General features: G+C 70.2%; 22 protein-coding genes and 1 pseudogene. 13 read left to right on the forward strand and 10 right to left on the reverse strand.

Annotated elements, in window-relative coordinates; all coding sequences use genetic code 11:
- The first annotated feature begins 417 nt into the window (after positions 1 to 417).
- Positions 418 to 1,044, forward strand: coding sequence for a hypothetical protein (locus AB0898_RS31415; RefSeq protein ID WP_366806459.1), 627 nt, complete (start codon positions 418 to 420; stop codon positions 1,042 to 1,044).
- Positions 1,045 to 1,081: 37 nt separating this feature from the next.
- Positions 1,082 to 3,760 carry a Helicase associated domain protein gene (locus AB0898_RS31420; protein WP_366806460.1) on the forward strand — a complete coding sequence of 893 codons (2,679 nt, stop codon included), beginning with the start codon at positions 1,082 to 1,084 and terminating at the stop codon, positions 3,758 to 3,760.
- Positions 3,761 to 3,799: 39 nt separating this feature from the next.
- Here the strand turns inward: AB0898_RS31420 and AB0898_RS31425 are convergent, their stop codons facing one another.
- The 4 genes from AB0898_RS31425 to AB0898_RS31440 form a co-directional block, all read right to left on the reverse strand.
- The gene (locus AB0898_RS31425) at positions 3,800 to 5,641 is read right to left on the reverse strand and encodes a hypothetical protein (RefSeq protein WP_366806461.1); all 1,842 of its coding nucleotides are present in this window, start codon (positions 5,639 to 5,641) and stop codon (positions 3,800 to 3,802) included.
- Entirely contained in the window at positions 5,638 to 6,117 is a 480-nt protein-coding gene (locus AB0898_RS31430; RefSeq protein WP_362385335.1) for an ABC-three component system middle component 2, read from the reverse strand. The genes AB0898_RS31425 and AB0898_RS31430 overlap by 4 nt, the downstream gene beginning before the upstream one ends.
- Positions 6,114 to 7,133, reverse strand: a complete 1,020-nt coding sequence (locus AB0898_RS31435; protein ID WP_136314990.1) for an ABC-three component system protein — start codon at positions 7,131 to 7,133, stop codon at positions 6,114 to 6,116. Before AB0898_RS31435 ends, AB0898_RS31430 begins: the two co-directional genes overlap by 4 nt.
- Positions 7,134 to 7,669: 536 nt before the next feature.
- A complete protein-coding gene (locus tag AB0898_RS31440) occupies positions 7,670 to 8,263 on the reverse strand; it encodes a hypothetical protein (RefSeq protein ID WP_366806462.1) in 594 nt (197 codons plus the stop codon).
- Between the two features lie 488 nt (positions 8,264 to 8,751).
- On the opposite strand from AB0898_RS31440, the gene tpg reads away from it, so the two are divergent.
- Positions 8,752 to 9,309 (forward strand): telomere-protecting terminal protein Tpg, encoded by a 558-nt coding sequence (gene tpg / locus AB0898_RS31445; protein ID WP_366806463.1) that lies wholly within the window; start codon positions 8,752 to 8,754, stop codon positions 9,307 to 9,309.
- A 33-nt stretch (positions 9,310 to 9,342) separates the two neighbouring features.
- Here the strand turns inward: tpg and AB0898_RS31450 are convergent, their stop codons facing one another.
- From AB0898_RS31450 to AB0898_RS31465, 4 genes are all read right to left on the reverse strand, one after another.
- Entirely contained in the window at positions 9,343 to 10,398 is a 1,056-nt protein-coding gene (locus AB0898_RS31450; RefSeq protein WP_366806464.1) for a hypothetical protein, read from the reverse strand.
- 65 nt (positions 10,399 to 10,463) lie between these two features.
- The gene (locus tag AB0898_RS31455; protein WP_366806465.1) at positions 10,464 to 11,207 is read right to left on the reverse strand and encodes an ATP-binding protein; all 744 of its coding nucleotides are present in this window, start codon (positions 11,205 to 11,207) and stop codon (positions 10,464 to 10,466) included.
- Positions 11,204 to 12,874, reverse strand: a complete 1,671-nt coding sequence (locus AB0898_RS31460) for a transposase family protein (RefSeq protein WP_366806466.1) — start codon at positions 12,872 to 12,874, stop codon at positions 11,204 to 11,206. The genes AB0898_RS31455 and AB0898_RS31460 overlap by 4 nt, the downstream gene beginning before the upstream one ends.
- 90 nt (positions 12,875 to 12,964) lie before the next feature.
- Positions 12,965 to 14,158 (reverse strand): ATP-binding protein, encoded by a 1,194-nt coding sequence (locus AB0898_RS31465; protein WP_366806467.1) that lies wholly within the window; start codon positions 14,156 to 14,158, stop codon positions 12,965 to 12,967.
- Positions 14,159 to 14,230: 72 nt separating this feature from the next.
- Here AB0898_RS31465 and AB0898_RS31470 point away from each other — a divergent pair.
- From AB0898_RS31470 to AB0898_RS31510, 9 genes and pseudogenes are all read left to right on the forward strand, one after another.
- Positions 14,231 to 14,878, forward strand: a pseudogene (locus AB0898_RS31470) (helicase associated domain-containing protein); the annotation flags it as partial.
- Between the two features lie 138 nt (positions 14,879 to 15,016).
- On the forward strand, positions 15,017 to 16,414 hold the full coding sequence (locus AB0898_RS31475) for a DNA-binding protein (protein ID WP_366806468.1): 1,398 nt from the start codon (positions 15,017 to 15,019) through the stop codon (positions 16,412 to 16,414).
- A 159-nt stretch (positions 16,415 to 16,573) separates the two neighbouring features.
- Positions 16,574 to 17,332, forward strand: a complete 759-nt coding sequence (locus AB0898_RS31480; RefSeq protein ID WP_366806469.1) for a TnsA-like heteromeric transposase endonuclease subunit — start codon at positions 16,574 to 16,576, stop codon at positions 17,330 to 17,332.
- The gene (locus AB0898_RS31485) at positions 17,329 to 19,461 is read left to right on the forward strand and encodes a Mu transposase C-terminal domain-containing protein (protein ID WP_407078442.1); all 2,133 of its coding nucleotides are present in this window, start codon (positions 17,329 to 17,331) and stop codon (positions 19,459 to 19,461) included. Before AB0898_RS31480 ends, AB0898_RS31485 begins: the two co-directional genes overlap by 4 nt.
- Positions 19,462 to 19,547: 86 nt before the next feature.
- Positions 19,548 to 20,519: an ATP-binding protein gene (locus tag AB0898_RS31490; RefSeq protein WP_366806478.1), complete on the forward strand. Its 972-nt coding sequence runs from the start codon at positions 19,548 to 19,550 to the stop codon at positions 20,517 to 20,519.
- A gap of 736 nt (positions 20,520 to 21,255) precedes the next feature.
- Positions 21,256 to 21,510 carry a hypothetical protein gene (locus AB0898_RS31495; protein WP_366806471.1) on the forward strand — a complete coding sequence of 85 codons (255 nt, stop codon included), beginning with the start codon at positions 21,256 to 21,258 and terminating at the stop codon, positions 21,508 to 21,510.
- Between the two features lie 114 nt (positions 21,511 to 21,624).
- Entirely contained in the window at positions 21,625 to 22,710 is a 1,086-nt protein-coding gene (locus tag AB0898_RS31500; protein WP_366806472.1) for a helix-turn-helix transcriptional regulator, read from the forward strand.
- Positions 22,707 to 23,198 (forward strand): hypothetical protein, encoded by a 492-nt coding sequence (locus tag AB0898_RS31505; RefSeq protein WP_366806473.1) that lies wholly within the window; start codon positions 22,707 to 22,709, stop codon positions 23,196 to 23,198. Before AB0898_RS31500 ends, AB0898_RS31505 begins: the two co-directional genes overlap by 4 nt.
- A 100-nt stretch (positions 23,199 to 23,298) precedes the next feature.
- Positions 23,299 to 24,192, forward strand: a complete 894-nt coding sequence (locus AB0898_RS31510; RefSeq protein ID WP_366806474.1) for an SAM-dependent methyltransferase — start codon at positions 23,299 to 23,301, stop codon at positions 24,190 to 24,192.
- Positions 24,193 to 24,306: 114 nt separating this feature from the next.
- Here the strand turns inward: AB0898_RS31510 and AB0898_RS31515 are convergent, their stop codons facing one another.
- Both AB0898_RS31515 and AB0898_RS31520 read right to left on the reverse strand, forming a co-directional pair.
- Positions 24,307 to 25,221, reverse strand: coding sequence for a helix-turn-helix transcriptional regulator (locus tag AB0898_RS31515; protein ID WP_366806475.1), 915 nt, complete (start codon positions 25,219 to 25,221; stop codon positions 24,307 to 24,309).
- A 91-nt stretch (positions 25,222 to 25,312) separates the two neighbouring features.
- A complete protein-coding gene (locus AB0898_RS31520; protein ID WP_366806476.1) occupies positions 25,313 to 25,549 on the reverse strand; it encodes a DUF397 domain-containing protein in 237 nt (78 codons plus the stop codon).
- A 422-nt stretch (positions 25,550 to 25,971) separates the two neighbouring features.
- Here AB0898_RS31520 and AB0898_RS31525 point away from each other — a divergent pair.
- On the forward strand, positions 25,972 to 26,341 hold a 370-nt coding region (locus tag AB0898_RS31525; RefSeq protein WP_366806477.1), incomplete at its 3' end, for an ATP-binding protein.

Here is a 26,341-nt window from a genome sequence, read left to right on the forward strand (position 1 = left end):
GGGTGGCTGCGCCACCCGCACACCCTCCTTGCGCAGCAAGGAGGGTGACAGTCCGTCCGCTGCGCTCCCGGACTGGCGGGACTTCGTCTCGTTACCAGGCTTCCGCTTCGCTCCAGCCTGGCCGGCGGGTCCGCTGCGCTCCCCCGCCTGACGGCCCTTCCGGCTGCGCCTCCAGAACCGTTGGGGCCCGCTGGCGCGGGCCGGGCTGGCTATGAGATGGGGGCGTCGCTTGTTCGTGTGGGTTCTAGTGTACCGCGTGCATCGGGTTGATGCAGCATGTACCGTTGGCGGAAACGCGGGACACCCCCCAACCACCCGGGAACCTCCCCGGAATTCCGAGAGGAACGACCGCGGATGACCGGTCACCACGAATCTACCGGACCCGATCCCGCGCTGAGCAGCGATTCTGTGCGCCGGGTGAGCCAGTATCAGACGGCAGGCGTGAACGCCCGGTTGAGGCTGTTCGCGCTCCTGGAGGCACAGGGAGTGCCCGCGAGCGAGGCGGACGACCTGGTGGCCGCGCTGGAGGCCGGGGCGGTCGCAGGGGCGCAGTGCCAGGTGGTGGAGCTGGACGGCATGGCGCCGCGCCCTCGTGGCGCTGAGTTCGAGAACGGCTGGGACAAGGGCGTGGCGGCCGTGAGCGAGGCCCTGGTGGGCATCGCGGACCGGGAGTGGTCCCGGCGCGGCGGCCGGTCGGCCGGGGCCGCTGAACTGGCCGTACACATCGCGGACGTGAGGCAGCGTGAGCGCGTCGACCTGGTGCGGCTGGAGCGGTACGTCCGGGAAGCCGTACTGCCGGCCACGGACCCGCACCCCACCAGGCGCCGCCAGGTCCTGGAGGCGCTGGGCGAGGCCGGCGGTCTGTGCACGGCCCGGACGGTCAACAGCGATGGGGGCTACGTCGTCTGCACGCTCGATGCCGGTCACTACGACCCGGACGACAAGCCGCCCTTCAAGGACGGAAAGCCCGGTGGCTGGCACAAGGCTGGTGCGTCGATCTGGAACGACCTGGGCGCGGCCTGCATTCCGCATGCGGCCCTCTGAAAAGACCACACGAATTCAGCGCTCGGGGAGGAACAGAATGTCAGCGATTCGGCTTAAGGAACACCAGGTAGATCAGCGGTCGGCGTTTCGTAGGTGGGTGGGATTCCCTGCAAGGTCATCTGTGCCCCCGCAGGGTGCCCGGGGCACGATCGTGTCAGCGACCGGCTCGGGCAAGACGATCACGGCCGCCGCGAGCGCGCTGGAGAGCTTCGCGGACGGCCGGATCCTCGTCACCGTCCCGACCCTGGACCTGCTCGCGCAGACCGCCCAGGCGTGGCGGGCGGTGGGCCACCGGGCGCCGATGGTCGCGGTGTGCTCGCTGGAAAACGACGCGGTCCTCAACTCGCTCGGGGTGCGCACCACCACGAACCCGATCCAGCTCGCCCTTTGGGCCGGGCACGGGCCGGTCATCGTGTTCGCCACGTATGCCTCTCTCGTGGACCGCGAGGACATCGACGCACCCGAGGGCCAGCGGAAGGTTCGCGGGCCTCTGGAGGCCGCTCTGGCGGGCGGGGAGCGGCTCTACGGCCAGCGCATGGACGGCTTCCACCTCGCGATCGTGGATGAGGCCCACGGAACCGCTGGTGATCTTGGCCGTCCGTGGGCGGCGATCCACGACAACGCCCGCATCCCGGCGGACTTCCGGCTGTACCTGACCGCCACGCCGCGCATCCTCGCCGCAGCCCGCCCTCAGAAGGGCGCGGACGGCCAGGAGGCGGAGATCGCGACCATGGCCGACGACCCGGACGGCACGTACGGCGCGTGGCTCGCGGAGCTCGGGCTGAGCGAGGCGATCGAGCGCGAGATCCTCGCCGGGTTCGAGATCGACGTCCTGGAGATCCGCGACCCCTCCCCCGTGATCGGGGAGTCCGAGGAAGCGCGGCGGGGCCGGCGCCTGGCCCTGTTGCAGACCGCGCTCCTGGAGCACGCCGCCGCGTACAACCTCCGTACGGTCATGACGTTCCACCAGAAGGTCGAAGAGGCGCAGGCGTTCGCGGACAAGCTCCCGGAGACCGCTGCCGAGCTGTACGTCAACGATGCCTCCGATAAAGACCTGGCCGCCGCGGACAAGCTGCCGAAGTCCTCGATCGACGCGGAGTTCTACGAGCTGGAGGCCGGCCGCCACGTCCCGCCGGACCGGGTGTGGTCGGCATGGCTGTGCGGTGACCACCTGGTGGCCGAACGCCGGGAGGTGCTGCGCCAGTTCGCCAACGGCATCGACGCGGCAGGACGCCGAGTCCACCGCGCCTTCCTCGCCAGCGTTCGCGTGCTCGGTGAGGGCGTCGACATCACTGGCGAGCGGGGTGTGGAGGCCGTGTGCTTCGCGGACACCCGCGGCTCCCAGGTGGAGATCGTGCAGAACATCGGCCGGGCACTCCGGCTCAACAAGGACGGCTCCACCAAGGTCGCCAGAATCATCGTGCCGGTGTTCCTGGAGCCGAACGAGGACCCCACCGACATGATCGCCAGCGCCAGCTTTCGGCCCCTCGTCGCCGTGCTCCAGGGCCTGCGCTCACATGATGAGCGCTTGGTCGAGCAGCTCGCTTCCCGCGCGCTCACCAGCGGCAAGCGCAAGGTCCACGTCCAGCGTGACGAGGACGGGCGGATCGTCGGGGCCGACGGCGAGAGCGACGGCGACGACCAGGAGCACGGCGACGACACCGACGCCGCTGCCGAGTCCGCGCTGCTCCACTTCTCCAGCCCGCGCGACGCAGCGACCATCGCGGCGTTCCTCCGTACCCGGGTCTACCGGCCGGAGTCGCTGGTGTGGCTGGAGGGCTACCAGGCCCTCATCCGCTGGCGGAAGGAGAACGAGATCACCGGCGTCCACGCCGTGCCCTACGACACCGAGGTCGAGGTCGGCGTCACGAAGGACTTCCCGCTCGGGCGGTGGGTCCACCAGCAGCGCAAGGCCCTGCGGGCCGGGGAGCTGGAGGAGCGCCGCAAGACCCTGCTGGACGCTCCGGAGGCCGGGATGCTTTGGGAGCCGGGCGAGGAAGCCTGGGAGGCCAAGCTGGCCGCCCTGCGGTCGTTCCGGCGGGCGAATGGGCACCTCGCGCCGCGTCAGGACGCGGTGTGGGGCGAGGGCGAGGCCATGGTGCCCATCGGGCAGCACATGGCCAACCTCCGCAGGAAGGGCGCGAAGAACGGTCTGGGCAAGGACGAGGACACTGCGGCAACCCGGGCCGCACAGCTCGCCGCGATCGACAAGGACTGGAACTGCCCCTGGCCGCTGGACTGGCAGAGGCACCAGCGCGTCCTGGCGGACCTGGTCGACGCTGACGGCCAGCTGCCCGACATCGCCCCAGGCGTCCTCATGGACGGCGACGACATCGGCCGGTGGCTCCAGCAGCAGAAGCAGCCGGCTACCTGGGCGCGGCTGCTGCCCGAGCAGCAAGAGCGACTGACCGCCCTGGGCGTGGAACCCGCCCAGGCGCCGTCACCGGCCCCGGCAGCCGACCGTGCGGCGAAGGGGCCGAGCAAGGCGCAGCAGGCGTTCCAGCGGGGCCTGGCAGCCCTTGCGCAGTGGGTGGAGCGGGAAGGTGCGGACCGGCCGGTGCCGCGCGCCCACGGGGAGGAGATCGCGGTCGAGGGCGAGGTGGAGCCGGTGGTGGTGAAGCTGGGCGTGTGGGTCTCGAACACCAAGAGCCGGCGCGACAAGCTCACCGCCGACCAGCTCGCCGCCCTCACGAAGCTGGGGGTGGACTGGGCCTGACCGAGGCACGTCCGGCTGTCCGTGGTGGGCGGCTGGTGCTCACTGCCTTTCTCGGGGTGGGAAGAATCCTTGGCGTTCCGAACCGTCCACGCTGAATGCGTGGACGGTGGCGCGCCCTCTGATGCTCGCTGGCGGTGTCGGGTTCTCGATCACGATGACCTGGCCCGGCGGATTCTCCAGGAGGTCGCGGTAGAAGTTCTCGGCGACGTCGGCGGTCATCAGCTCGGGACGGTCTTCGTGCGGGTCTTCGGGCCGGCGGTAGGTGAGGACCGGAGTGTCGAGCACGACGAAGCCCGGGTGGATCAGGTCGCGGGCTGTGTTCCGGCGCGCAAGTGATACGGCGAAGGCGGCGTGGAGGATGGATCGCATGCCCCTGCCGCGGCTCTTTCGCGGCTGTCCGTCAACGGAGAGCTCGGCAGTCGTTGGGTCGTAGCGGACGCGGTTGCTCCCCGGAACATGCCAGGCTTCCAAGGTCTCATGGATCATGCGCTCGAAGTCGGCGACGTCGGCGGCGGGGATGCCGTCGGGACGGGCAGTCGGCGGAGCGGGAGCCACGGTGGACAGCGATGCCTTGAGGTCTTCGAGCTGCTCGATCTGAGCGTGCAGGGCCAGCTCGTTTTCGACCCGTGAGCGGGCGTTCAGTAGTTCGGTGGCGTCCGTGTCGACAGGTTGCATCCGTTGATCGAGTGCGCGGAGCTCCGCAGCGTTGTGTGTGAGCTCTTCGTGTCGGGCAGCGCGGGCCGATTCAATTTCCGCTGCCTGCTCTTCCAAGTCCTCGATCATGAGGAGCAGGTCGCTGAGCAGATCTGTTGTCTTACGCGTCTCGGCAGATACAGACGCTGCCAGCTGGGTGCTCTCGGCGAGGTGGTGCTCCGGGTGCTGGTGTTGGGGCTCGGCGCCGCAGAAGACGCAGGTCCCGGTCTGGAAGTAGCCCAGTAGGGTTCCGGCTTCACCGACCATCTGGAGCCGGGCCAAGTCTGACTCGTACTGCTCTTTCAGCAGAGCGAATCGTGCGAGCAGCTGCTCGACCTCGTCGCCCCGCTGCTGGGCCGCGAGGTTGATTTCTTCCAGGCCCCGGCGGTCACGGAGAAGGCTGGTGCGGATTTCAGCAAGTTCGACGGCGGCGGTGGTCACCTCGCCAAGGGCCGCCTGCAGGCGGTCGAGTTGCTCCCGCAGTTGCGACTGGTTTGCCTCCATCGTGAGCTTTCCGCGGTTCTCGTCGATCAGGTGGTCGATGACCGCGATCTTCCCCTTGCCGAACTGCTTCTCCAGATTGCTTGGCGCTGCAGGGCGTTCCGGCTCTTCCTCTCCGCTGAGGAGGAGTTTGAAGACCGACTTCTCCCTGGTTTCGTTCAGGGGATTCCGGGTGCCCAGTACCGGAGAGTGCTGATCTGCCATGCGTGTGTCGTTGACGACGGCCAGGCGCGCGAGGTCCCGAAAGTTCAGCGGCAGCACGTTGCCGCGGCCGCTCTGGAGGATCCGCTGGCCGTCGATTCCCAGGACGGTCAGCAGGTAGCGGGAGATGTTTTTCTTCGACTTGGCGTTGTGCTTGAACTTGAGAGTCTCGTCCGCTGGCTCCGATGGCATCTCTCGGAGATCGTGGTTGAACACCTCGATGGTGTCGCCGCCGATCGCGCGGGACAGAGTGAGGCTGCGACCGTCGCTCACCCGTAGGCCGAGGAGAATGCGGGTGTAGCCGTCGTCCTCCGGGATCGACTTGAGTTCGCTGGCGCCCAGCATGTAGTCCACGGCCTCTTCGACGTAGGACTTGCCCGTGTCCGAGGCTCCGTAGATGACCGTCAGGCCGGGACTGAATTCCACTGCCGCCGGAGGCTTGTCCATGCCGAGGAAGGTCAGGTGGACGAGCGTCAGTCTGATCACAGGACGTCCTCTCCGAGGTCGCCGGGGCTCACATGGATGCGGTCAGACCAGCGCTGGGTGATCTGCTTCATGCCCTCGCGGACGTCCGTTCCTTCATGCATGTAGGTGCTGGTGAGCCAGTCAGCCCGTTCGATGAGCTGCCCGACATAGGGAGCTTCCAGGGCGTTGAGGAAGCTCGCTGCCTCGTCTGTGGCCCCGTACATGAAGCCGTGGTCGGTGGTCGTCATGTCGGCGAGGCCGGCGCGTAGCAGGACCATGAGGCCCTGTTCGATGAGGCGTCGGCGCAGGCCGAGCTCGCCGGGGCCGGCGGGGAGGTCGGGGTGGAGACTGGCGGGGCCGTGGTCGAGGTCGCCGCTGTGGAGCATGGCGTGGTCCAGGTAGACGAGCTGGGCGACGTCCAGGCGGCGGGGGAAGGTCTCTGCCAGGAGGACCAGAGCGCGCATCCCGGCCTCCACGGGGCCGTTGAGGGGGCTCACGGGGTCTCCTCTTTGCACCAGGTCAGCCGGTCGTCGTTGGCCAGACGATGGCACATGCCCTTGAGGTCGATGACCTTCACCACGGGGGCGAGGATGTTCGCCGGGTTCGGTGTGTGGGCGACAGCCGCGTCCAGTACGGCTTCCAGCCGTGCGTAGCCGCTGCCATGGTCGCGGTCTTCGATCTCGATCACGGCGTCGTACAGGTCGGTCTCGATCGCGGTGTAGGTCGCTTCCGGGACACTCTCCTGCGCGAAACGCCACAGCGACTCGGCGTGGAAGAAGGCGGCACGCTGGCGGAAGAGATGGCCGCTGACTTTCGCATGGTCGCGGGCCTGTTGCAGCGTCTCCAAGGCGAGGCCGTGCTTCGCGTTGTAGGCGTCCAGCAGCTTGCGGACGTAGACGGCTTCGTGTGGTGCCTGGTCAGGTGGGGCCGGATCGGCGGCAGGGCGCTGCTTAAGCGGTTGTGGGAAGCGCCTAACGTGGTGGGGGGTCGCAGCGTGCAGTTCGAGAATCTCGTCGAGGTTCCGGGCTTCGAACATCGAGAAGTCCGTCGCCTGCGCCAGCGCGCCCACAGCTGTACGCATCTCCGGGGTGAGCTTGGGCTTGGTCCCGAGCTTGGAGTCCTTGTCGTCCCACGCCGCGAAGAACTCGTCCTTCAGCTGGGGCGGGTTGAGCAGGAGTCGTTCGAGTCCCGTGCCAATCTTTGGTGCGACGAAGACATAGCGCGTGGGCAGCTCGTACGTGCCGAGGATCTTCGCGACGAAGATCTTCACCATCTCTGGGAAGGCGTCTGATTGCCCGAGCGGCTTGAGGTAGTGCTTGCACTGGTAGCAGTGCCACTCGCCTGCGGTGCCTTGCTCGGAGAGACAGGCTGCGACGTCCGCTCCGCGGTCGCCGGCCCCACCCATCCGCTGAACTCGGACGTAGGGACGACCAGACCACGTACCGAACTGGTGGACCCACTCGACGGTGAAGTCCTCCCAGTCGTCAGCGTCGTAGATGTATTGCAGGTACACCTGAGGCGTGGGCAAGGGAGCGCTCTGGGTCGGCGGCGCAAGCACGACGACCTCTGGCGATTTGGGCTCCGGAAAGCCCTCGAATACCGGCCGGGCTCCATCCCTTCCCGGCTCAAGCCTCCCTGCCACAGCCCACCCCCGGCCCCTACTGCCACGCAAGATCACTCACGGTAGTGATATCACCTCGCATGGTCCGTCAGGAAGGCGCCTGGGCAGCCTCGCCCCTTGGAGTTGGTGTAGTCGATCACCCTGCGGCCGCGGCCGGGCCGCGCCGAACCCGGCAGCCACGTCCAGGCGCAGGGTCGGATACAGGTAGACCCCGCCGCGGTGTCGACGGACATGTGAGCGCTGATCTCCGCGACGAGGCCGGCTGGACGAGGGTGGTGTCGAGGACATCGCACGCGCCCAGCCCGACCGTTGGTCGGCGTTTGTGCAGGTCAGGGGTGCAACACGCTTCGGATGTTGCAGCGGATACCCAAGGGCCGGCTACCGGCGGCGCGGGATGGTCATCCGGGCCTCCGCCAAGACGACGCCGGTCACCGAGGGGCGCTCTGTGCGTCGACGCAGGGCCCTTGGGCGCGGAAGCGCGCGCGGGTTTCCGGCCAGGGCGTCGCACTGTCGTGGCCGGAGCAGCCGGCGCCTCCGCAAAGGGAGCGTGAGCCGGGCATTGGCTTTCCGTTGCGCAGTGCCACCCGCCCGTACGCCTCGTAGCGCTCGCGGCCGTCCTCGCCGTCCACCAGCTCGTTGGCGAGCTCCTGCTTGGTCCAGCGTGCGAGATTCTCGCCCGGATAGCGCCACCTCCTGAGGATCATGGCAATGATCTCCACCTTGGCGTGGTCGTCCATCAGAGCGTTCCTCCGCTGGAGGAGTTCATTACGGAGCTCGACTTCGGCTGCGGAAAGCGGCGTGATCGCGTTGCGGATGTACTCGGGGTCCGTGTGCGCCTCGAAGAGCATGACGCAGTGATCGTGCGGCACAGGGACGGCGATTTTGCCCGGAAACTTGGCCTGCGACTCGGCGGCATCACGTACCCAGTTGAGGGCTTCGTGGTAGCCGAGGTCTGTGCCCTGCTCGCGTGCGGTGCGCTGGAGTTCGCGGGCGCGCTGCTGCTCGGTGGTGCGCTTGGTCATGGACGGGTCCTCTCGGCACCGGGTCCTCGCCCCCACACGGCAACCCCGGCTCGATGGATCCTCAAGGTGCTCGTCAAGCGGTCCGTCGATCCCGGAAGACCTTCCACCAGTGGTCCGGGCAGTGTGGGTGTCCGGATGCGGTGTGGGCGTCGGCGAAGCCCAGGGCGTCAGCCCCGCGGGCAGGATACCGGCTCGGCCGCCGGCTCTTCGCCCTCGCCGGAGATGCGGGCGACCAGGGCGGTGGCGCTGTCCGCGTACGGATCGATGGCTCATGTGCGTGCCGAAGGACAGCACCGGGACGCTGGCGACTCCGTCGTGACCCGTGCCGTCGGCTTGTCGCCGGTGCTCGTCCAAGGGCTCATATCTTGCGGCAGCCAGTGCTGTCCCGAGAATGCAAGAACGGGCAGGCAGGGGCAGGCGACGTGGGAGAACTGACACGACGGACTGCAGATGCCTGCCCTGGCGGCTGGCCGCTTCGAGAGGCGGATGTGGGACAGATCGAGCAGGGGTTGGAGCGCGCGTTACGCACCCGGCCCGTTCCTGCAAGCACCGAGGCCCGCCTGCGGTTTCTGCTGGCATCACACGGTGGTTCCACTCGGCAGGTCGCCACCGTGCTGGAGGTGTCGCAGCGCACCGTGCAGCGGTGGGTGACGAAGAAGCCAGGAGCGCGTCGTCCGCCGGGTCCGCTGCAGGTGCAGGCGATCGAGGAAGCGGTCCTGGCCCGGTGGCAGCCCCGAATACGGGCCCGTCGACGCGCCCAGGCAGAGGCGGAGGGCTTCGTCTTCCATACCAGGGCGCGGTTCGGGTTCGCGGCTCCTGCAGGCTCCTCTGACGATCCGCGGGTGCGGTGGATCACCCAGGACCTGCCGGGAGAGGTAGCCCGGGAGCTGTTCGCCGCCCGGGATGCCGGCGCGGGCGAGCAGCAGCAGACGGTGATCCTCGCTCGCGCGCTGGGACACGCCTACTTCCGCGAATGGGGCCGCCGGGCCCACGGTCTGCACATCGCTTTCAGCGACGTCGAGTTCGCCGACTTCTCGATCGGTTGAGCCTGCCCCTTCGAGCGAAATGCGTCAGGAGGTTCAGCGTCGCGAGGGCCTGACGCAACTGGCCGGCATGGCTTCGTACTGCTCGGCTTCCTGCCGCTCGCGCCAGTCCCACTCCACACGGCCGGCCGGGCCTTTGCGGCGGGCCGCAGGCGGCTGGGGCGGGCGCAGCCTGGCCGTCTCCGCCACGCGCAGCAGGTGCGCACGGTCACCTGGTGCGGCAAGCAGTTCCTGGTCCTCGTTGGAGACGAGCCGGGTGAAGCAGACGGCGGCCCGCAGGAAGACGCTGGCCCAGGGCGGTATGGGGTGGGCGGCGCAGCCGTCGGTGTAGCGGGCGCGGTCGTGCAGGGCGAGCGTGGCCGCGGCGGTGTCGTAGTCGCGGGGGCGGGCGGTGGCGAGTTGTTGGAGGGAGGCGCCGGTGAACAGCGCGGCGGCGACGGCTGCGGCGAGGCGAGGATGTGCGGTCGCCGTGTGCAGGCGGTGGGCGATTCGCTGGGCGGTGGGCGCGGTGAGAGGCGCGGGCGGTGGGCGGTGCCGCCAGGCGATCGGCGGTGGCGTGCACGGGTCGGCGCAGGGGCGGGGGCTGTCGTAGGAGACGAGGCGGTCCAGTGCGGGCAGGGTGAGCCATCGGTCGACTGGCCGGGCGAATCCGTCTGCAGGCAGGTGCTCCGTGGCGGTCGCGCCGTAGTAGTGGCGGCGGGCAGCCTCGAAGTCGGCGGTGACGGAGTAGTCGACCGTCCGCAGGGCCTGGTGCAGAGCGGCGGGAAGGTGCGGGCGGTGGCAGACCAGGGTCAGGTGGACACCGGTGAGGGCATGTAGCTGCAGCAGGCGCATCGCGCGGCCGACGGTGAGGCGGTGGGCGCGTAGGACGGTCAGCCGGTTCACGGGCAGGGCGGTCATCCAGGAGGCAGCGGCTTCCCAGGCGGGCTGACGGCCGGCAGGGAAACGGCCCGGGAGCAGGGGCGGTTTGCCCAGAGCGGCGAGAAGGTCATGGGCGAGGCCGGTCTCGCTGGTGGTGCCCGGCCCGGGGTGCAGGGTGATCCGGCCGGACGGCGGATGGTGGGCGGCCAGGGCGGTATGCGTGTGGAGCACGTCGTCATGGCGGTCGATGACCACGGCTACGGGCGGCGGGGCCACGGCGGGCGGCGTGGTGGTGGTCAGGCGAGGCGACTGAAGGCCCAGCGCAGCAGCTCCTGGTCGACACGGGCGCGGCCGGTGCGGGCCAGAGCGGTACGGGTGTGGGCGGTCAACTGGGCCCAGGCGCGAAAGTTGCCGTGTGCGGCGTGGCTGTCGGCGAAGGTGATGTCCTCGGGATCGGCATCGGCCCAGATCGGGTGGAACAGCGGAATCACCTCAAGGACCTCTGCGGGGGTGAGGCGGGTGAAGTGCTGCCAGATGAAAATGCGGGAGGACAGCATCGGTTCGCGCCGCAGCACGGTGTGGCAGCCCTCGCCGCCGACGAAGATGATCGCGAGCTGGGTTGAGGGCTCGTCCCACAGATAGCGGAAGTACTCGAACGCCTCCCCGTTGAGCCACTGCGCCTCGTCCACCAGGAACGTGCGGGGGCGTTCGGCCAGCGCGGTCTTCAGCAACCGGTCGAACTCACTGGGGTGGCGCGGCGGTTCACCGGCCAGGTCGAGCGCGGTGAACAGTTCGTAGCGCACCGCACGGGCGGTGGGCCGGGCACGGAAGGTGATCTTTCGGACGTCCTCGTGTGGTTCGAGTCCGCGCAAGCAGGTGTTGACGGCGAGGGTCTTTCCGAATCCGGCGCCGCCGTGGATGCACATCATGGCGCGGGCTGCGACGGTGTCGGTGATGTTCTCCCGGGCGGTGAGCAGGGCGCGGGTAGTGACCACGGACGCATCGGGCAGGTCGACGTACTGGTAGGTGGCCGCGGTCACGAGGCGTCTCCGTCTTCAGCGGTCTGTGCAGTGGGTTCGGGTGGGCGGTCGGAGGCAGGTTCGGACGGGACGGGAGCAGGCCGGCCGGGCATGGTCCGGGTGGCGAGGGAGGGCGGGGTCCGCCAGTCGGCCGGGGGCGCGGCGGGCGGGATGAGGTCCGGCAGCGCGAGCTGCGCGAGATCGGTGTCTGCGGTCTGGGCGAGTTCGGCCTCGGCCTGCGCGGTGGTCAGCGCGCCGAGCCGCTGGGGGGCCTCGGGCTGGTTCACGGCAGCGTAGCGCTCGCGCTGGGAGGCCTCCAGGTCCTTCTTCAGGCGGCGGGTGCGGGAGGCCCGCGCTCTTCGTACGGCGCTGATCTGTTCGTCGGTGGCCTGGTCGGCCAGGTCCGCAGGACCCAGGTAGCGGCCGGTGGCCGCGTGGTAGACCTCGATGCGGTGGTCGTGGTGGGGCATGAAACGGACGCGGACTTGGATCCCGGCCTGGCCGGTCATCCACGGCCCCACGTAGTCGCGTTTCCTGAAACGGATGCCGCGGGTGGTCAGCGTGCGGGTGCCGGCGTCCTCCAGGGTGAACGTCCACAGATCTGCCACGGGCACGTCCCGCAGCGGGGTGGGATCGTCATGCCACGCCTCAAGCGGGGTCTTGCCCCGCAAGGGCGCGGGCTGATGTTCGGTGTTCCACCAGAGCGTCCAGGCCAGCAGCCGGGCGGTGAAGTACTCAAAGCCGAGCAGCGCTTCGTCCTTCGGACGGGAAGCCCGTTTGCCGGGGCGCGGCTGGCGGGCATAGCCGGGCAGCGCGGCCAGGAACATGCTCTCCACCGCCCGGTTCAGCCCCTCCACGGTGCCCTTGAGGTGAGGGGTGTAGGCGGGCAGGTCCTCCACCGTCACGTCCAGGAGATCGAACGCTGCAGTCACCGTCCGGGACAGGAAATCCTTGCCTCGGTCGACGCGTACCTTCTCGGGCAGGCCGCCGAACGGGCCGTAAGGCTCCTCGTGCAGGACCGCGGAGCGCAGGGCGGCCAACACCGACTCCCGTGACGGATCCCCCGGCGTGACGGCCACCCCTGTGATCGCGTTCGTCGCGCAGTCGGTGAACCACGTGATCCACGGCCGCCGCGCCACACCGTCGACTTCGACCAGCACCGGGGCCTGGACGTGGTCGGTCTCCCACACCTGGTTACGCCAGCCCCGCGGCCGGGCCAGGAACACATCGTGCTTGCGCGCCGCCCGCTCCCCTCCCGCAAGCCCCGCCCGCTCCCCCGGCGTCAGATCACGGCGGATCGCCCGGTGCAGCGTCGTCAGCGACGGCGCGCAGGCAGGCGGAGACTGCCGAGCAGCACGGAGGACCAGCTCGCGATGGACCGCCCGCACGTTCCCCTTCCACAGTGCCAACAGTCCACGGACTTCGGGCGTGATCGTGAACGTCGCGCCAGCCCGGGGCGGGGCGCCAGGGCTGGCGGCCGCGGCCTCATCGCTTTCAGCCGCAGCCAGCCATCGCCATACCGTGCGCTCCGCCACCCCCAGCGCGTCCGCAGCCACCCGCACATGGCCCGCTGTCAGCTTCTTCCCCGCCCGCAGGGCGAGCAGCCGCCGGACCGCCGGGCCGCGCAGTGCCGTCCTCGATGCCGCGGGCAATCCGCCGCCTGCTCGGACGGCGTCACCGTCCTCCATGTCAGTTCCCCTCGCACAGTGGGACGTCGTGTGCGTGCCGGGTGCCGGGCGCACGCGATGGCCTTCCCGCCTCTTGCCGGAGCGCTTGGTTCACAGCGGCGGCGCGCCCCTCCTGAACAGCCGCCCCAGCAAAGCCCGGTCGACGGCCGCGTCAGCGGTGGTGAGCAGCGCGTTCTGCAAGTGGGTAGTCAGAGCGGCCCACATGCGGAACGTGCCGTGGGCGCACGACCGGTCGATCCACGTCAGATCCGGGGCCGGGACGGTGCGCCACAGCGGATGGAAGCCGGTCACCACGGCCGCCACTTCCGCTGCGGCCAGGCGCGGAACCTCCTGCCACGCGCCGACCCGCGATGCCAGCTGCGGCAGCCGGGCCAGCGCCCGCTCGCTGCCCGACCCGCACAGCACCAGCGTGATCCTCGTGCCGGGGTCGTCCCACAGGCTCTGCAGGTACTCCAGGCACGGCACAGGCAGGCGCTGCGCCTCATCGACCACCAGCACCCGCGCCTCACCCAAAGCCCCCGCGACCGCGGCGTCGGCCCGCGCCGACGTGTGCGGGAAACGGCCCGGCAGCGCCAAAGCATCGAACACCGCCCGCCTCATGCCGGACACCGACGGGCGCACCGGCACCGGCACCCACGTCACTCTCCAGCCCGGCGGGACCTCGTGGAGCGCCATCCGCACGGCCGCGGTCTTGCCACGGCCCGGGTCGCCGAACACACATACCGAGCCCTCCGCCGCCATCGCCTGCCCGACCGCCTCGGCCACCGCCCGCACCGACGACGTCCGCACCAGCTGTGCTCCCGCCGGCAACGCCACACCAGTCACCGCACCGCCCTCCCCCGACCGCAGGACCGCGGACGCCGCCTTCGCCGCGCCGCCCTCATGCGTCCCGGCCAGGGCCAGGTCAGCCAGCGCCTGCCGTGTCCGCTGCTCTTCCCGCTCCCGCCGCACCACCACGCGGTCCGGCAGGACTCTTCCGGCCTCCAGGTCCCGGCGCACCACCCGGTACAGCGACGCCAGCGACGGCACTTCTCCCCCGGCATCCTTCAAATGCCGGTGCAGCACCGACACGTTCCCACCCGCCTGTGCCAGCACCTCCCACGCCTGGTCGGACAACTCCAGCCGGGCCCGCGGCCTGCGCTCCACACGGCCTTCCGTCCGCGCCACGTCCAGCCAGCGCCACACCGTGCGCACATTCACCCCACCGACCTGGGCGCCCGCACGCACGTGCGCTGTGGTCAACGCCCCAGCCGCCTCAAGCTCAAGCAGCCGCGCGACCAGCACCGGCCTGGACACCCTCAACCCCGCCGTGACCTCACCCCACACGCCCGGCTCCCCCACCCCAAACCCTTCCGACGCGCAATGTGGGGCGAGGGCAAGGCGATGGTGCCCATCGGGCAGCACATGGCCAACCTCCGCAGGAAGGGCGCGAAGAACGGTCTCGGCAAGGACCCGGAGCGGGCCGCCCTGCGCGCGGCACAGCTCACCGAGATCGACCCTGACTGGGACTGCCCCTGGCCACTGGACTGGCAGCGCCGCTACCGGGTCCTCGCCGACCTGGTCGACGCCGACGGCAGCCTGCCCCACATCGCGCCGGGCGTCACGTTCGAGGGTGATGACATCGGCACCTGGAGGTGGCGGCAGCAGGAACCGGGCACCTGGGCGCAGCTCCTGCCCGAGCAACGCGCCCGGCTGACCGCGCTGGGCGTCAAGCCGCTTGAGGCGCCGTCTCCCGCCCCGGCCGCCAAGGGTGCGGCGAAGGGGCGGGGCAAGGCGCAGCAGGCGTTCCAGCGGGGCCTGGCGGCCCTCGCGCAGTGGGTGGAACGGGAAGGCGCTGACCGGCCGGTGCCACGCGGCCACAGCGAGGAAATCACGGTCGGCGGCGAGGCGGAACCGGTGGCGGTGAAGCTGGGCGTGTGGGTCTCGAACACCCGTGCCAGGCGGGACAAGCTCAGCGCGGAGCAGCTGGACGCGCTGCGGAAGCTGGGCATCCAGTGGGCGTGAGCTCGTTTGCGGGCTGGTGAAGCACGCTGGTGGTCCCTCCTACAGGGTGGGGGCGTGGGGGCGCCCGGTCCATGGCCGGGTCCGGACGGCTACTGCGAAAACGCCCGCCCGGATCGGCGAACACGAGACCGTGGTGGAGTGACCCATCATCCCGGCCTCCTGCGGACCTCTCCCTTGCAGGGGGAGACGACCTCGTCGCTGATCTGCCGCATCGCAAGCCGCTACGGGATGGAAGCGAAAGCGTTGCGGTCGTACTGGCAGTGGCGCAACTACCCGCCTGGGCATGACGGCGGGGGCGCGCGGGCCGACGCCGAGGTACTGCTGAACGCGGCCGGACGCCAGCTCCTGGCGGGCATATGCGGCGTCGAAGAAGACGTGCTGGCGCGGGCGTTGCCGTCCTGGGGACAGGAGGACGCCAAGCTGTCGGCCGGAAAGGACGGGGTACCGGCGGCGGCGTGGCGGACCGGGGGCGCGGTCGCCGGGCCGGTCGCCTTCGGCTGCCGCCTGTGCACCGCCCGGCGTACGGGGACGGCCGTGCGGGTGGTGCGGTACGCGCCGCGGTGGGAGCGGGTGTGTGTTCGGCACGGGCAGTGGCTGTTGGACGCGGACGCCCACCAGCCTCTTGAGCATCTGGACGTACGGGGTGTGCCAGAAGTGGCCGCTGCCCAGCGGCAGTGGACGGGGGTGGCGCGGCGGGCGATGCGGGCCGGGGCCGAGCCGGAACGGGTGTTCACTCTGGCGCAGGCGGTGGTGGCCCGGTGGTGGGAGCAGGCCCTGCGCTGGGAGCGGGAGACGATCTGGCCGCGGCGCCTGCACCAGGTCGCGGGCGGGGATGCGGGAGGTGATCTGGAGCGGTGGCGGGTCGTGGGGCGGGACGCGGTCGTCTTCCCGGAGGTGGTGGCGGTGGCCGAGGCGCTGCTGGACCGGGCCATGGCGGATCTGGTGTGGGTGGACAGCGGTTCCGGGCGGCCGAGGGCGCTGGCCGCCGACGGGTTGTTCTGCCGCCGACTCGGTGAGCGCGTCGGGCGGGGGTGGCTGGGGCCGCTTGCCGCGACCGACTACGGCGGCCCGCTGACCTCGTGGATGGGCGCCGTCATCCGCATCCGGCGTGGCGCCGGCGGCCCGCCCGGCTACGACAACGATCCGTGGTGGCTGCGTCAGGAACACCAGCCCGCGACCATGGCTGGCCAGCTGCGGGTGCTGGGCAAGGAGAAGAAAGCGCCCGGTTCCGGGACGATGTGGCGGGCTGCGGTGCCCGCCGAGCAGCGGATGCTGATCACCAGCACTATCGACAGCGCCGAGGAGCAACTGCTGCAGCTGCACGGGGTGCAGACCGGTCCGACCGCCGACGTCGCCCGGCGGCTGCTGCGCGGTCTCGGTCACAGTGCCGGTCTGATCGAGAACGCCTGGAAACGCACGGCGGTGGCGGCAGTGAACGGCGGGGTGCCCCTGGAAGAGGTGGCCCGGTGGGTGGACAAGCCCGTCACGGTGCTCCGGGAGATGCTGACCGCGGGCGGGCAGGAAGACCGCGGCTGAGAGCGATGTGTTAGGGGCGACTCGGCTGTTAGCTGATACGGCACCCGTTCGTGGCAGAAATACTGAAAACGGCGGGGTGCGCCTGCGGGAGCGGCTTGGCTGGCGCGGGTGACCAGCACAGGAGCGGCCCGGCCACGGAGCCGGGCAGGGCGAGTTGCCATGGACCACGGGAGCGGGTTCGAGGCGGTGTTCCTTAACCCGGTAGGGCAGGCGGTCCAGCAGCGGTGGGCGGATGCCGCCATGACCGTGGCGTTCGAGGAACTGCCACCGGTGTCGGCGTTCCCGGTGGTGCCGGGCAGGCGCTGGGGGCCGGGCCTGTGGTGGTCGGCGACGACCGGGCGGCATGTGGCCGCCGGGTCGAACGCGATGCGTACCCAGCTGATGATGCTGGACCGAGATGCGGACGTGACGGGCCTGGCGGGGCGGCCGGTGCGGCTGCTGTGGCGTGATCCGCGCGGGCGGACGCATTCCTGGGTGCCGCAGCTCTTCGCCCGGCGTGCCGACGGCACCGCGCTGCTCGCCGACTGCCCCGGCCACCCCGATGCGGGCGGTGAACGCGCCCAGAACGCAGCACGGGCGGTGGCGCAGGCGTGCGTGGACATCGGCTGGACCTACCGGCGCCTGCCGCCGCTTGATGACGTCCTGGCCGCCAACCTGAAATGGCTGGCCGGCTACCGCCACCCCCGCAACGCCGGCCGCCCCGGTCTGGCGGCGGCGGTTCTGGAGGCATTCGCGCGGCCGCGGCCGCTGAACGAGGGCGCCGAAGCGGTCGGCGACCCGATCGAAGTTCTCCCATGCGTCTTCCACGCCCTGTGGCACGGACAGCTGACGGCAGACCTCAAGACGCCGCTGCATGAACGCGTCCTCGTCAGCCTGCGGGGCTTGAGCAGCCCGGGCAAGACGGGAGGCACCCGGTGAGCGCGCGGCGCAATGCCCGGCCGTCCCTAAAGGTCGGTGCACGCGTGCGGTTCCGTGGCGTGACGTGGCAGGTGGTCGCCCTGTCGGGACAGGACATCCACCTCGTCGGGCCGGAGGGCGGCGGTGAGGCCGTGCTCGCCGGGCACCTGTTCGCCGACCCCGGCTTCACCGTCATAGGGGCCGATGCTCCTCAGGCGGCCCCGCAGTGGGGGCTGTTCGAGACCGCCCCTGCCGCGGCGCGTGAGAAGGCACTGGCCTGGCAGCGGCACGTGCGAGAAGCCGAATGCGGGCTCACCGGGGGGCCCGGCAGCGAAGGTACGGTTCGGCCGCAGTACGACCCGCAGCGGCACACGCTGGCCGAACGCGAGCAGGCCAAAGCGGAAGAGCTGACCGCGCTCGGCTTCGGCCGCGTCTCGCGCACCACGGTGCAGCGCATGCGCCTGGCCTACCGCAAACAAGGCCTGTGGGGGCTACTCGACCACCGCACCACCCGTACGTCCAGCCCAACCGGGCGGGCTGACGAGCGGGTCGTCGCCGCCGTCCGTGAGGCGCTACGTCGACGCCGCAGGCGCTCGAAGGGCACCATCAACGGCCTGTTCCCCCTCATCAACCAGATCCTTCAGGACCGGTACGGCCCAGGCACGGTGCCCGCGCCGTCCCAGGCCACGCTGTACCGGCTCGTCACCAACCTCGCCCGGCCCGGCGAACTGCCCTCCGGACCCGTCCGGCAAGTACCGGCGAGCGTCGACGGGCGGGCGTTCACCCCAGCTACGGCGCTGCGGCCCGGCGAGCAGGTCCAGGTCGACACTACCCGCCTGGACGTCCTGGCCCTCTTCGACGACGGGCGTCTGGCCCGGCCCGAACTGACCATCGCCGTCGACGTCGCCACCCGTGCCATCCTCGCCGCCGTGCTGTGCCCGAGCGCGACCAAGGCCGTCGACGCGGCCCTGCTGCTGGCGGAGATGGCCGTCCCGCACCCCGCCCGCCCCACTTGGCCGGACATCTTGCGCATGGACCACGCCCCCGCACTCCCCCACCAGCGGCTGGCCGCGCTGGACGAGCGGCTGGCCGGGGCTGCGGCCCGGCCCTTCGTCCTGCCCGAGACGATCGTCGTCGACCGCGGCAAAGTCTTCGTCTCCGCCGCGTTCACCGCCGCCTGCGAACACCTCGGCATCAGCGTCCAGCCCGCCCCGCCCCGCGCCCCTACCGCCAAAGGCATCGTCGAGCGGACCTTCGGCACCATCAACGCCCTGTTCTGTCAGCACCTGCCCGGCTACACCGGCTCCGACGTCACCCGCCGCGGCCCCGACACCGAGAAAGACGCCTGCTACAGCGTCCCCCAGCTCCAGGACCTGCTCGACGAGTGGCTGGTGCACTACCACCACCGGCCCCACGAAGGCCTGCGCCACCCGATGATGCCGAGAAAGGCCCTCAGCCCGAACCAGATGTGGGCCGCGCTCATCGCCGTCGCCGGGTACGTGCCCATCCCGCTGACCGGCAGCGACTACCTCGAGCTGCTGCCCGTGCGCTGGCAGGCCATCACCCCCGCCGGCATCACCATCCACCACCGCACCTACGACCACGATCTCCTCGCCCCCTACCGCGGCCAGGCCTCCCCCGTCGCCGGCCGGGGCGGGAAATGGGAGATCCACTACAACCCCCACGACGTCCGCCAGATCTGGATCCGCCTGCCCGACGGCCACCTCACCGAAATCCCCTGGATCCACCGCGACCACGTCCACCAGCCGTTCAACGACCACACCTGGCAGCACATCCGCACCCACGCCCAGCACAGCACCTACGGCGAGGCTGAACACCTCGAAGCCGGTCTGGCTGATGCCCTCGACCAGCTCATGCGCCGCGTCCACAGCGGCCACGCCACCAAAACGGAACAAGCTCTCCTCGCCCACGCCACCACGCTGCCGGTTCCCGCCGCCCGGCACCCGCAACACGACACCGGACCCACCACCGACGAACCGGCGCAGCACAGCAACAACGACGGCCAAGGCGCCGACAGCGAAAACGACAGCATCGACGACCTCGACGGCACACCCTACGACGACCTCAGCCCCAACCCGGCCGCCGGATTTGGGCTCTACAACGCCTACGAGGAAGCCGACAAGTGGTGAACACCCGCCCCCACCCCACAGCGCACCAACCGCCCAGCGCACCCGCCGACGCGAGCAGCGGCACCACGGCCGAACCGTCCTGGCCCCTGACCACCTGGCAGGGCTGGCACCGCTTCGCCACCACCGACCCGCCCGCCCCGCCCCAGCCCGGCGACCCACCCCGCAACGCCGAAGAACGCCTCGCCTACCACTCCGCGTTCGTCACCATCCGCACCCCCGCCATCAGCCAGCTCGCCACCCAGGTCCGCACCCTGATGATCCTCGGCCGCCACCAGCAGACCACCGCCCGGCCCTCCCTCATCGTCACCGGACCCGCCGCAGCCGGGAAAACCACCGCCCTGCTGAACGTCGGCCGCGCCTGCCACCTCGCCCACATCCGCAAGAACCCCGCACCGCCCGGATCAGCCCACAGCGCGGCACCCGTGGCGTACGTCCTCGTCCCGCCCGGCGCCACCGCGAAAACCCTCATCACCGAATTCGCCCGCTACCTCGGCATCCCCGTCACCACCCGCATGACCCAAACCCAGATCACCGACGCCGTCTGCCACACCTACACCGCCGCGGGCGTCCAACTCGTCCTCATCGACGAAATCCACCGCCTCAACCCCCGCACCACCACAGGCGCCCAAACCGCCGACCTGCTCAAAGACCTCACCGAACGCCTGCCCGCCACCTTCGTCTACGCCGGCATCAACGTCACCGACACACCCCTCTTCACCGGCGTGAGAGGAGCCCAACTCGCCGGACGCGCCACCCTCATCACCTGCGGCCCCCTCCCCGCCCGACACGGCACCCGCCAGCCGTTCCACGACGCCATCACCGACATCGAAAACGCCCTCGACCTCACCCACCACAAACCCGGCACCCTCCCCCGGCACGCCCCCTACCTCCACCAACGCACCGCCGGCCGCATCGGATCCCTCACCAGACTCATCCGCCAAGCCGCCATCACCGCCATCCACGACGGCACCGAACGCATCACCAAAACCGCCCTCGACGCCATACAACTCGACCACCTCGCCGAAACCCACCACCGCCCCCGCACCCGAAGCCACTAAACCCACCCGACCAGCACAAACAGCGCTGACCAGCAAAAACACCAAACGAGCCATTACACGCCAGAACTACCTACAACCCACCACGCCACGCTCCACACAGAACGCATAACCCCAGCCCAAACCCCCCGCCCACCCCGACCCAACCGCCCACTCGACTCCTCAGCGAACCCACAACACCCCCGGCCAGCAAGCACTCAGCACACCAACAAACCCCCCTCTGAGCGTTATCTCGTTCCGTCAGGCCGATTTCCGGGCGGCCCGGCGGACGTTCAGGGTCGCCCTGCGCGTGGCGCCCGGTATCGGCGGCCGGCGGGGGCCGGCGGCGGGCCGTGTCATGGGTGGGTGGCGGTCTTTCTGGCGGGTCATCGCGGCGCAGGATGGTTTCGCCGGGCGTGTCGGGGTGATCCCCCGAGCGTGCGCCGGGGCGGTCCCGCGTGAATTTCCAACCGCTGGCGTACGCCCTCAACCGCCTTCGCGGCGGTGACTTCGATCGGCTTGCGTCGAATTCGGTCGGCCGTGTTCATCGGGGAAGGATATGGGACGGGAATCGGTCCGGGATCCGGATTTTCCACTCGCCGATGTGACGGCTTACCGGTTAGTGCCTCACTCTGATGGCCGAGCTTGCCGGGCGCGCGCTAGGGTCGCGCCGGAGATGAGTCCCGGCCCGAGGCCGGCTACCAGAAGACCGGGACTCCTCCCGCATTTTGACCAGCCGTCACTTCAGTAAAGGAAACCGATGACTGATCCCAATGTCGTGTCCGGCACCGTGGTACCCGAGGCACGCCTGGACGGTACCAATGGCCGGGGATATCGCGCACGGCTGCGTGCCCTGGCTGTCACGTTCCCTCTGGGTCCGCTCGTGGTGCTGGCCGTACTCGCCGTGGTGCAGGGTTCCGGCTGGTCGGCCGCCGCCTGCGCGGCATGCGCCGCCGCCGCGGCCGCCTCGGCCCGCTCCTGCCGCCTCGAGTTCCTGTGGGCCCGTCTGGACTGAGCTGCCGGCCGGTCTCCTGCCCGGGGTGCCCGAGTGAGCGCCCCGGCAGCAGCGGGGCCACCGGCACCGCCCGGTTCTCCCGGGAGCCGGCACATCCGAGAGGGAAAGGGCATCGTGACGAGCAGCAAGCCGCACCAGGACGTGTGTGTGGTGTGTTTCGGCCGAATGGTGCAGAACACAGGGGTGGGGCGCCGGCGCAGGTACTGCGGCACCGCCTGCCGGCGCCGGGCCCAGCGCCGGCGGCAGGCGGGCCGGGCGGTCGCCGTCGAACGGCAGAGTCCGCTGGGCAGTGCGGTGGCCGCGGAGGTCCACCGGCTGGCCGGGCAGCTGGTCGACAGCGAGGTGCGCCAGGAGGAGCTGGGCACCTTGCTGGAGCGTGCCGAAGCGATCAGGCGCGAGCTTGATATCTATACCGCGGCTGCGGTGCAGGAAGCCCGGCACAGGGGCGAGAAATGGGAAGACGTGGCGAGGGCGGCGCACATCGCTCCGGAGACAGCCCGCACACGGTGGGGGCCAAAGCGGGTGGCCCGGATGATGGTCTCGCACGCCAATGAGAAGGGGGCCGCCCCGGCACGGTGGCGCGCCGCCCGGTCCGCGCCGGTCACCAAGACACGGGAGGACGAGGACGCCGTTCGCCCGGAGGCGGTCAGCGCGGTGGGGCAGCTGGCTTCGGCGTTGACGCAGCTGCAGGTGAGCAGCGGCAGGACGATCAAAGAAGTGGCTGACCGGGCGATGCTGTCCCCGTCGTTCATCTCCCGGGTTCTGTCCGGTGACCGGCTTCCCACGTGGGATCTGGTGTGTTCGCTGAGCGGGATCTTCGAGTCCGACCCTGCCCAGTTACGGGTTCTGTTCGAGGCGGCGCACGGCATGACTCCGGCTCAGCGGCAGCCGGTCACCGCGACCATCCAGCAGCTGCACGCGGCGGTGCGGGGGCTGCATCTCGCCGCGAAGGAACCCAGCGCGCAGAGGATCGAGGCGCTCAGCCGCAAGGCCGTCAGCGCCGCGGCGGTCCAGCGGGTCCTGGCCGGCCTCGACGTTCCCGGCTGGGAGGTACTGTCCGCACTGGTCCGGGCGCTGGACGGCAGCCCGTCGGAACTGAAACCCCTGTGGGAAGCGGTTCACTACTCGTTCCTGATGTGCGACGACCCGGGCCTGCCCGACGGTACGGCTCATGTCACCGCGCCGGGAGCCAGGCCGTGACGGCCGGCCGGACTCTGCCCGTGGCCGGTTCGAGCGGTGGCGGGGCGGGCGCTGGACGGGAACGGGGTGCCTCCCGCCACCCGGATCTGCGCGCCGAGCGGGCCGCCGTGGCCGCCTTCGCCGCGTTCCGCGAACGCCACTACGAGTCGTATCTTCAGTACACCGAGGTGCGCATCGGTCACTACGGCCCGGCGGAGAGAGTCGTCGCCGAGGCCTTCACGGAACTGGCGGTCTCCTGGACCGCGGTCCTGGGCAGTTCCGGTCCTGCGGCCGTCGCATGGGACATCCTCCATGAACACATCGACCACGCCCTCGGCGCGGGCAGTGCCTTCGCACCGTCCGAGAAACCCGCCCGGTCGCTCCACCTGGAGGCGCACGTACTGTGCCGCAGGCTGCGGCTGAGTTCGGAGCGCGTCGCCGAGCTGCTGGGCAGGCCCGTGGACGACATCCGCGGCCTGCTGCCCCCGCCCTGCACGGCACGGGAGTGACGGCTCCCCGTTTCCCGGCGATCAGGGCACCCCCCTTCGTAGACTGGGCTGTCACAGCGTCAGGTGGCGCCCGATCCGGCCCATCCGGAAGGGGGCAGGTGTGAGCTTGCCGTATGGAGTGGACGTCTCGGTACCGAGTGTGGCCCGCATGTACGACAGGCTTCTGGGCGGCCACGACAACTACCCGGCCGACCGGGCGGCGTGCGAGGCGCTGCTCACGCAGGTCCCCAGCATGCGGGAACTGGCCCTGAACAACCGTGCGTTCCTGCGCCGCGTCGTGCACACCCTGGCCGGCGAGTACGGAATACGCCAGTTCATCGACCACGGTTCCGGACTGCCCACGCAGGACAACGTCCACGAGGTCGCCCAACGCGTCGATCCCGCGAGCCGGGTGGTGTACGTCGACAACGACCCCATCGTCCGGGCCATGGGCAGCGGCCTGCTGGAGAGCAACGACCGCACCGCGGTACTCCAGGCCGACATGCGTGACACACAGACGATCTTCGGCAGCGAGCCCGTGCGCCGGCTCATCGACTTCGGCGAGCCGGTCGCCGCGCTGTTCGTGTCCGTGCTGCACTGCATCCCCGACCACGACCGGCCCCAGGCTCTGGTGAGACGGGTCGCGGACCTGCTGCCGCCGGGCAGCATGATGGTGGTCTGCCAGCTCGTCAGCGACTCCGCCGAGATCCGCGACGCGGTGACACAGTTCATGAAAGAGCAGACACGGGACCACTGGGGACGGGTCCGTGAAAGAGCGGATGTCGCGGCTTTCTGCGCTCCGCTGGACCTGGAGGAACCGGGCCTGACAGAGGTGTCCGCCTGGCGCCCCCGACCCGGCGACGCGCCCTCTCACCGGACCGGGGAGAACGACGCACCCCCTCACCGGACCGGGGAGAACGACGTACCCCCTCAGCGGACCTGGGAGAACGACGTACCCCCTCAGCGGACCTGGGAGTGGGAGGAGTACGGGGGCGTGGGGTTCGTCCGGAAGTGAGCCGCGGCGTGAGCGGACCTGGGAGAACGACGTACCCCCTCAGCGGACCTGGGAGTGGGAGGAGTACGGGGGCGTGGGGTTCGTCCGGAAGTGAGCCGCGGCGTGCGGTGCCCGTCACCGCCAGGAGTCGAGCGCCTCCCGCAGCAGCGAGGGCGTCTGGGCGGCGGGACGGGCCACGCCGCACAAGTTGTTCAGCACCGCCTGGTAACGCTCGGAGTCAGCGGGTTTCTCCCGGTAGACGGCGCCTTCGTACTGCTCGAGATAGACCATGTCGGGCAGGTACGCGGGGGTGAAGAACCGGAGGTGCACGATGGGATGCCCGATCGCCCCGACCGCCCCCACGGTCAGCGGGGCGATCTGCAGCCGCAGCTGGTAGGGCAGTTCGCTCAGCAGGGCCAGGATGTGCTCGATCTGCCGGTACATCACCCCCGGGGCCCCGACCGGACGGCGGAAGACCTCCGAGTCCATGACCGCGAGCAGACTCGGCGGGTCGGTCTTACGGCGCAGCATCTCAAGGCGCCGCAGGCGCATCGCGACGCGTTCCGCGATCTCCTTCGCAGGCCTGGTCGGATGAACCGCCCGCATCACGATCTGGGCATACTCCTCGGTCTGCAGCCACCCCGGCACCAGCTGCGGTTCATAGGACAGGATCCGCCGGGCCGCCGGCTCCATCGCCAGCAGCGGACGCAGCGTACTGGGAGTCGCGTGAGCGTAGGGCTGCCATATCTCGGGCTGCGCCGCCTCGCGCACCAACACCGTGACACGGTCCCGCTCAGCCGCATCACGCACCCCGTACTCGTCCAGCAGCCGCTCCACCTTCGCCGGCTCGGGCGTGGCGAGACCGGTCTCCAGACGGCTGATGGCGGCATCGGAGACGCTGATACAACGGGCCGCCCGCTTCGCTCCGATCCGGGCATGATCACGGCATCGGCGCAGATGCCCGGCAAGCGCCTTACGGTGAGCAGACGCACCCCATTCCGGGCGGTGCGGAAATCCAAGAATGGAAGGCGCCTGCTGATCGGCTGCCATACCGCTTACTCCTATCGAACCGGTCGAGGAAGCCCGAGTATGGCAGCCGGAAACCATCCGCGTGAGACAGTGGCCACAAATCCACACGCCGTCACGAAATCATGAAGTCGAACTCCCCGTCCCTCACTCCCGCGAAGAAGGCGAAGACCTCCTCCCGCGTGTAGACAAGAGCCGGCCCCTCCGGGTCACGGGAGTTACGGACAGCCACACCCCCGCCGGGAAGAGAAGCCACCTCCACACAGTTGCCGTTACCTCCGCTGTGACGGCTCTTGCGCCACGTCACACCCTTGATCATCCCGGCACCGACACCGTTTTCGACCTGCTCCATAACCACCGCGCCTTCCCGATCCCCGCCCAGCCGGCCCTGCGCCCCACCGGACACAAACTCGGCTACGTGTGCGAATTCCAGCGTTCTGCAATTACAGAACTCCGCTTGCAAGAACGACGGACGGGCCGGAATAGTGACGGTGCGAGACCGCACACCGCAGGACACGGCACGCAAGTTACGGGGGGACAACGATGACGCCACGACACGAAAGCGACAGCCCGCCCCCGCCCCCGCCCCTGCCCCTGCCCCTGCCCCTGCCCCTACCCTGGTCCTTGTCCTCACCGGCTGTCACGGACGGTGCGGAAGAACACCTGTTCCGCGGCCACCCACCCGTCCACACACCCAACCTCGCCGTCCGGACCGGCCTGGGAAGCACCCCCTTCGCCGCACGACGCATTCCCGCCGCGACGAACAGCTGCTACATGGCACGCCAGTTCACCCGCCAGACACTCGAAGGCTGGAACCTGGCGGGCAGCATGAGCGACGACACCGTCCAGGTCGCCTCCGAACTCGTCGCCAACGCCGTCCGCCACGGCCGCACCCGAACCCTGGCCCCCCACAGCACACAAGCCGGCGTATGGCTCGCCCTGGCCCTGCGCCCACGAACCCTGCTCTGCGTCGTCCGCGACCCCAGCCACCGCCGGCCCCGGCTCATCCCCCCACCCCCCATGGCCGAACAACACCGCGGACTCCCGATCGTCAGAGCCCTCAGCACCACCTGGGGCTGGACCACGACCCCCACCAACGGCAAATCCGTCTGGGCCCGCCTCCCCCTACCCGACAACCAAAACA

This window comes from Streptomyces sp. NPDC005435 (assembly GCF_040703155.1).
In the GTDB taxonomy this organism is placed as follows: Bacteria; Actinomycetota; Actinomycetes; order Streptomycetales; family Streptomycetaceae; genus Streptomyces.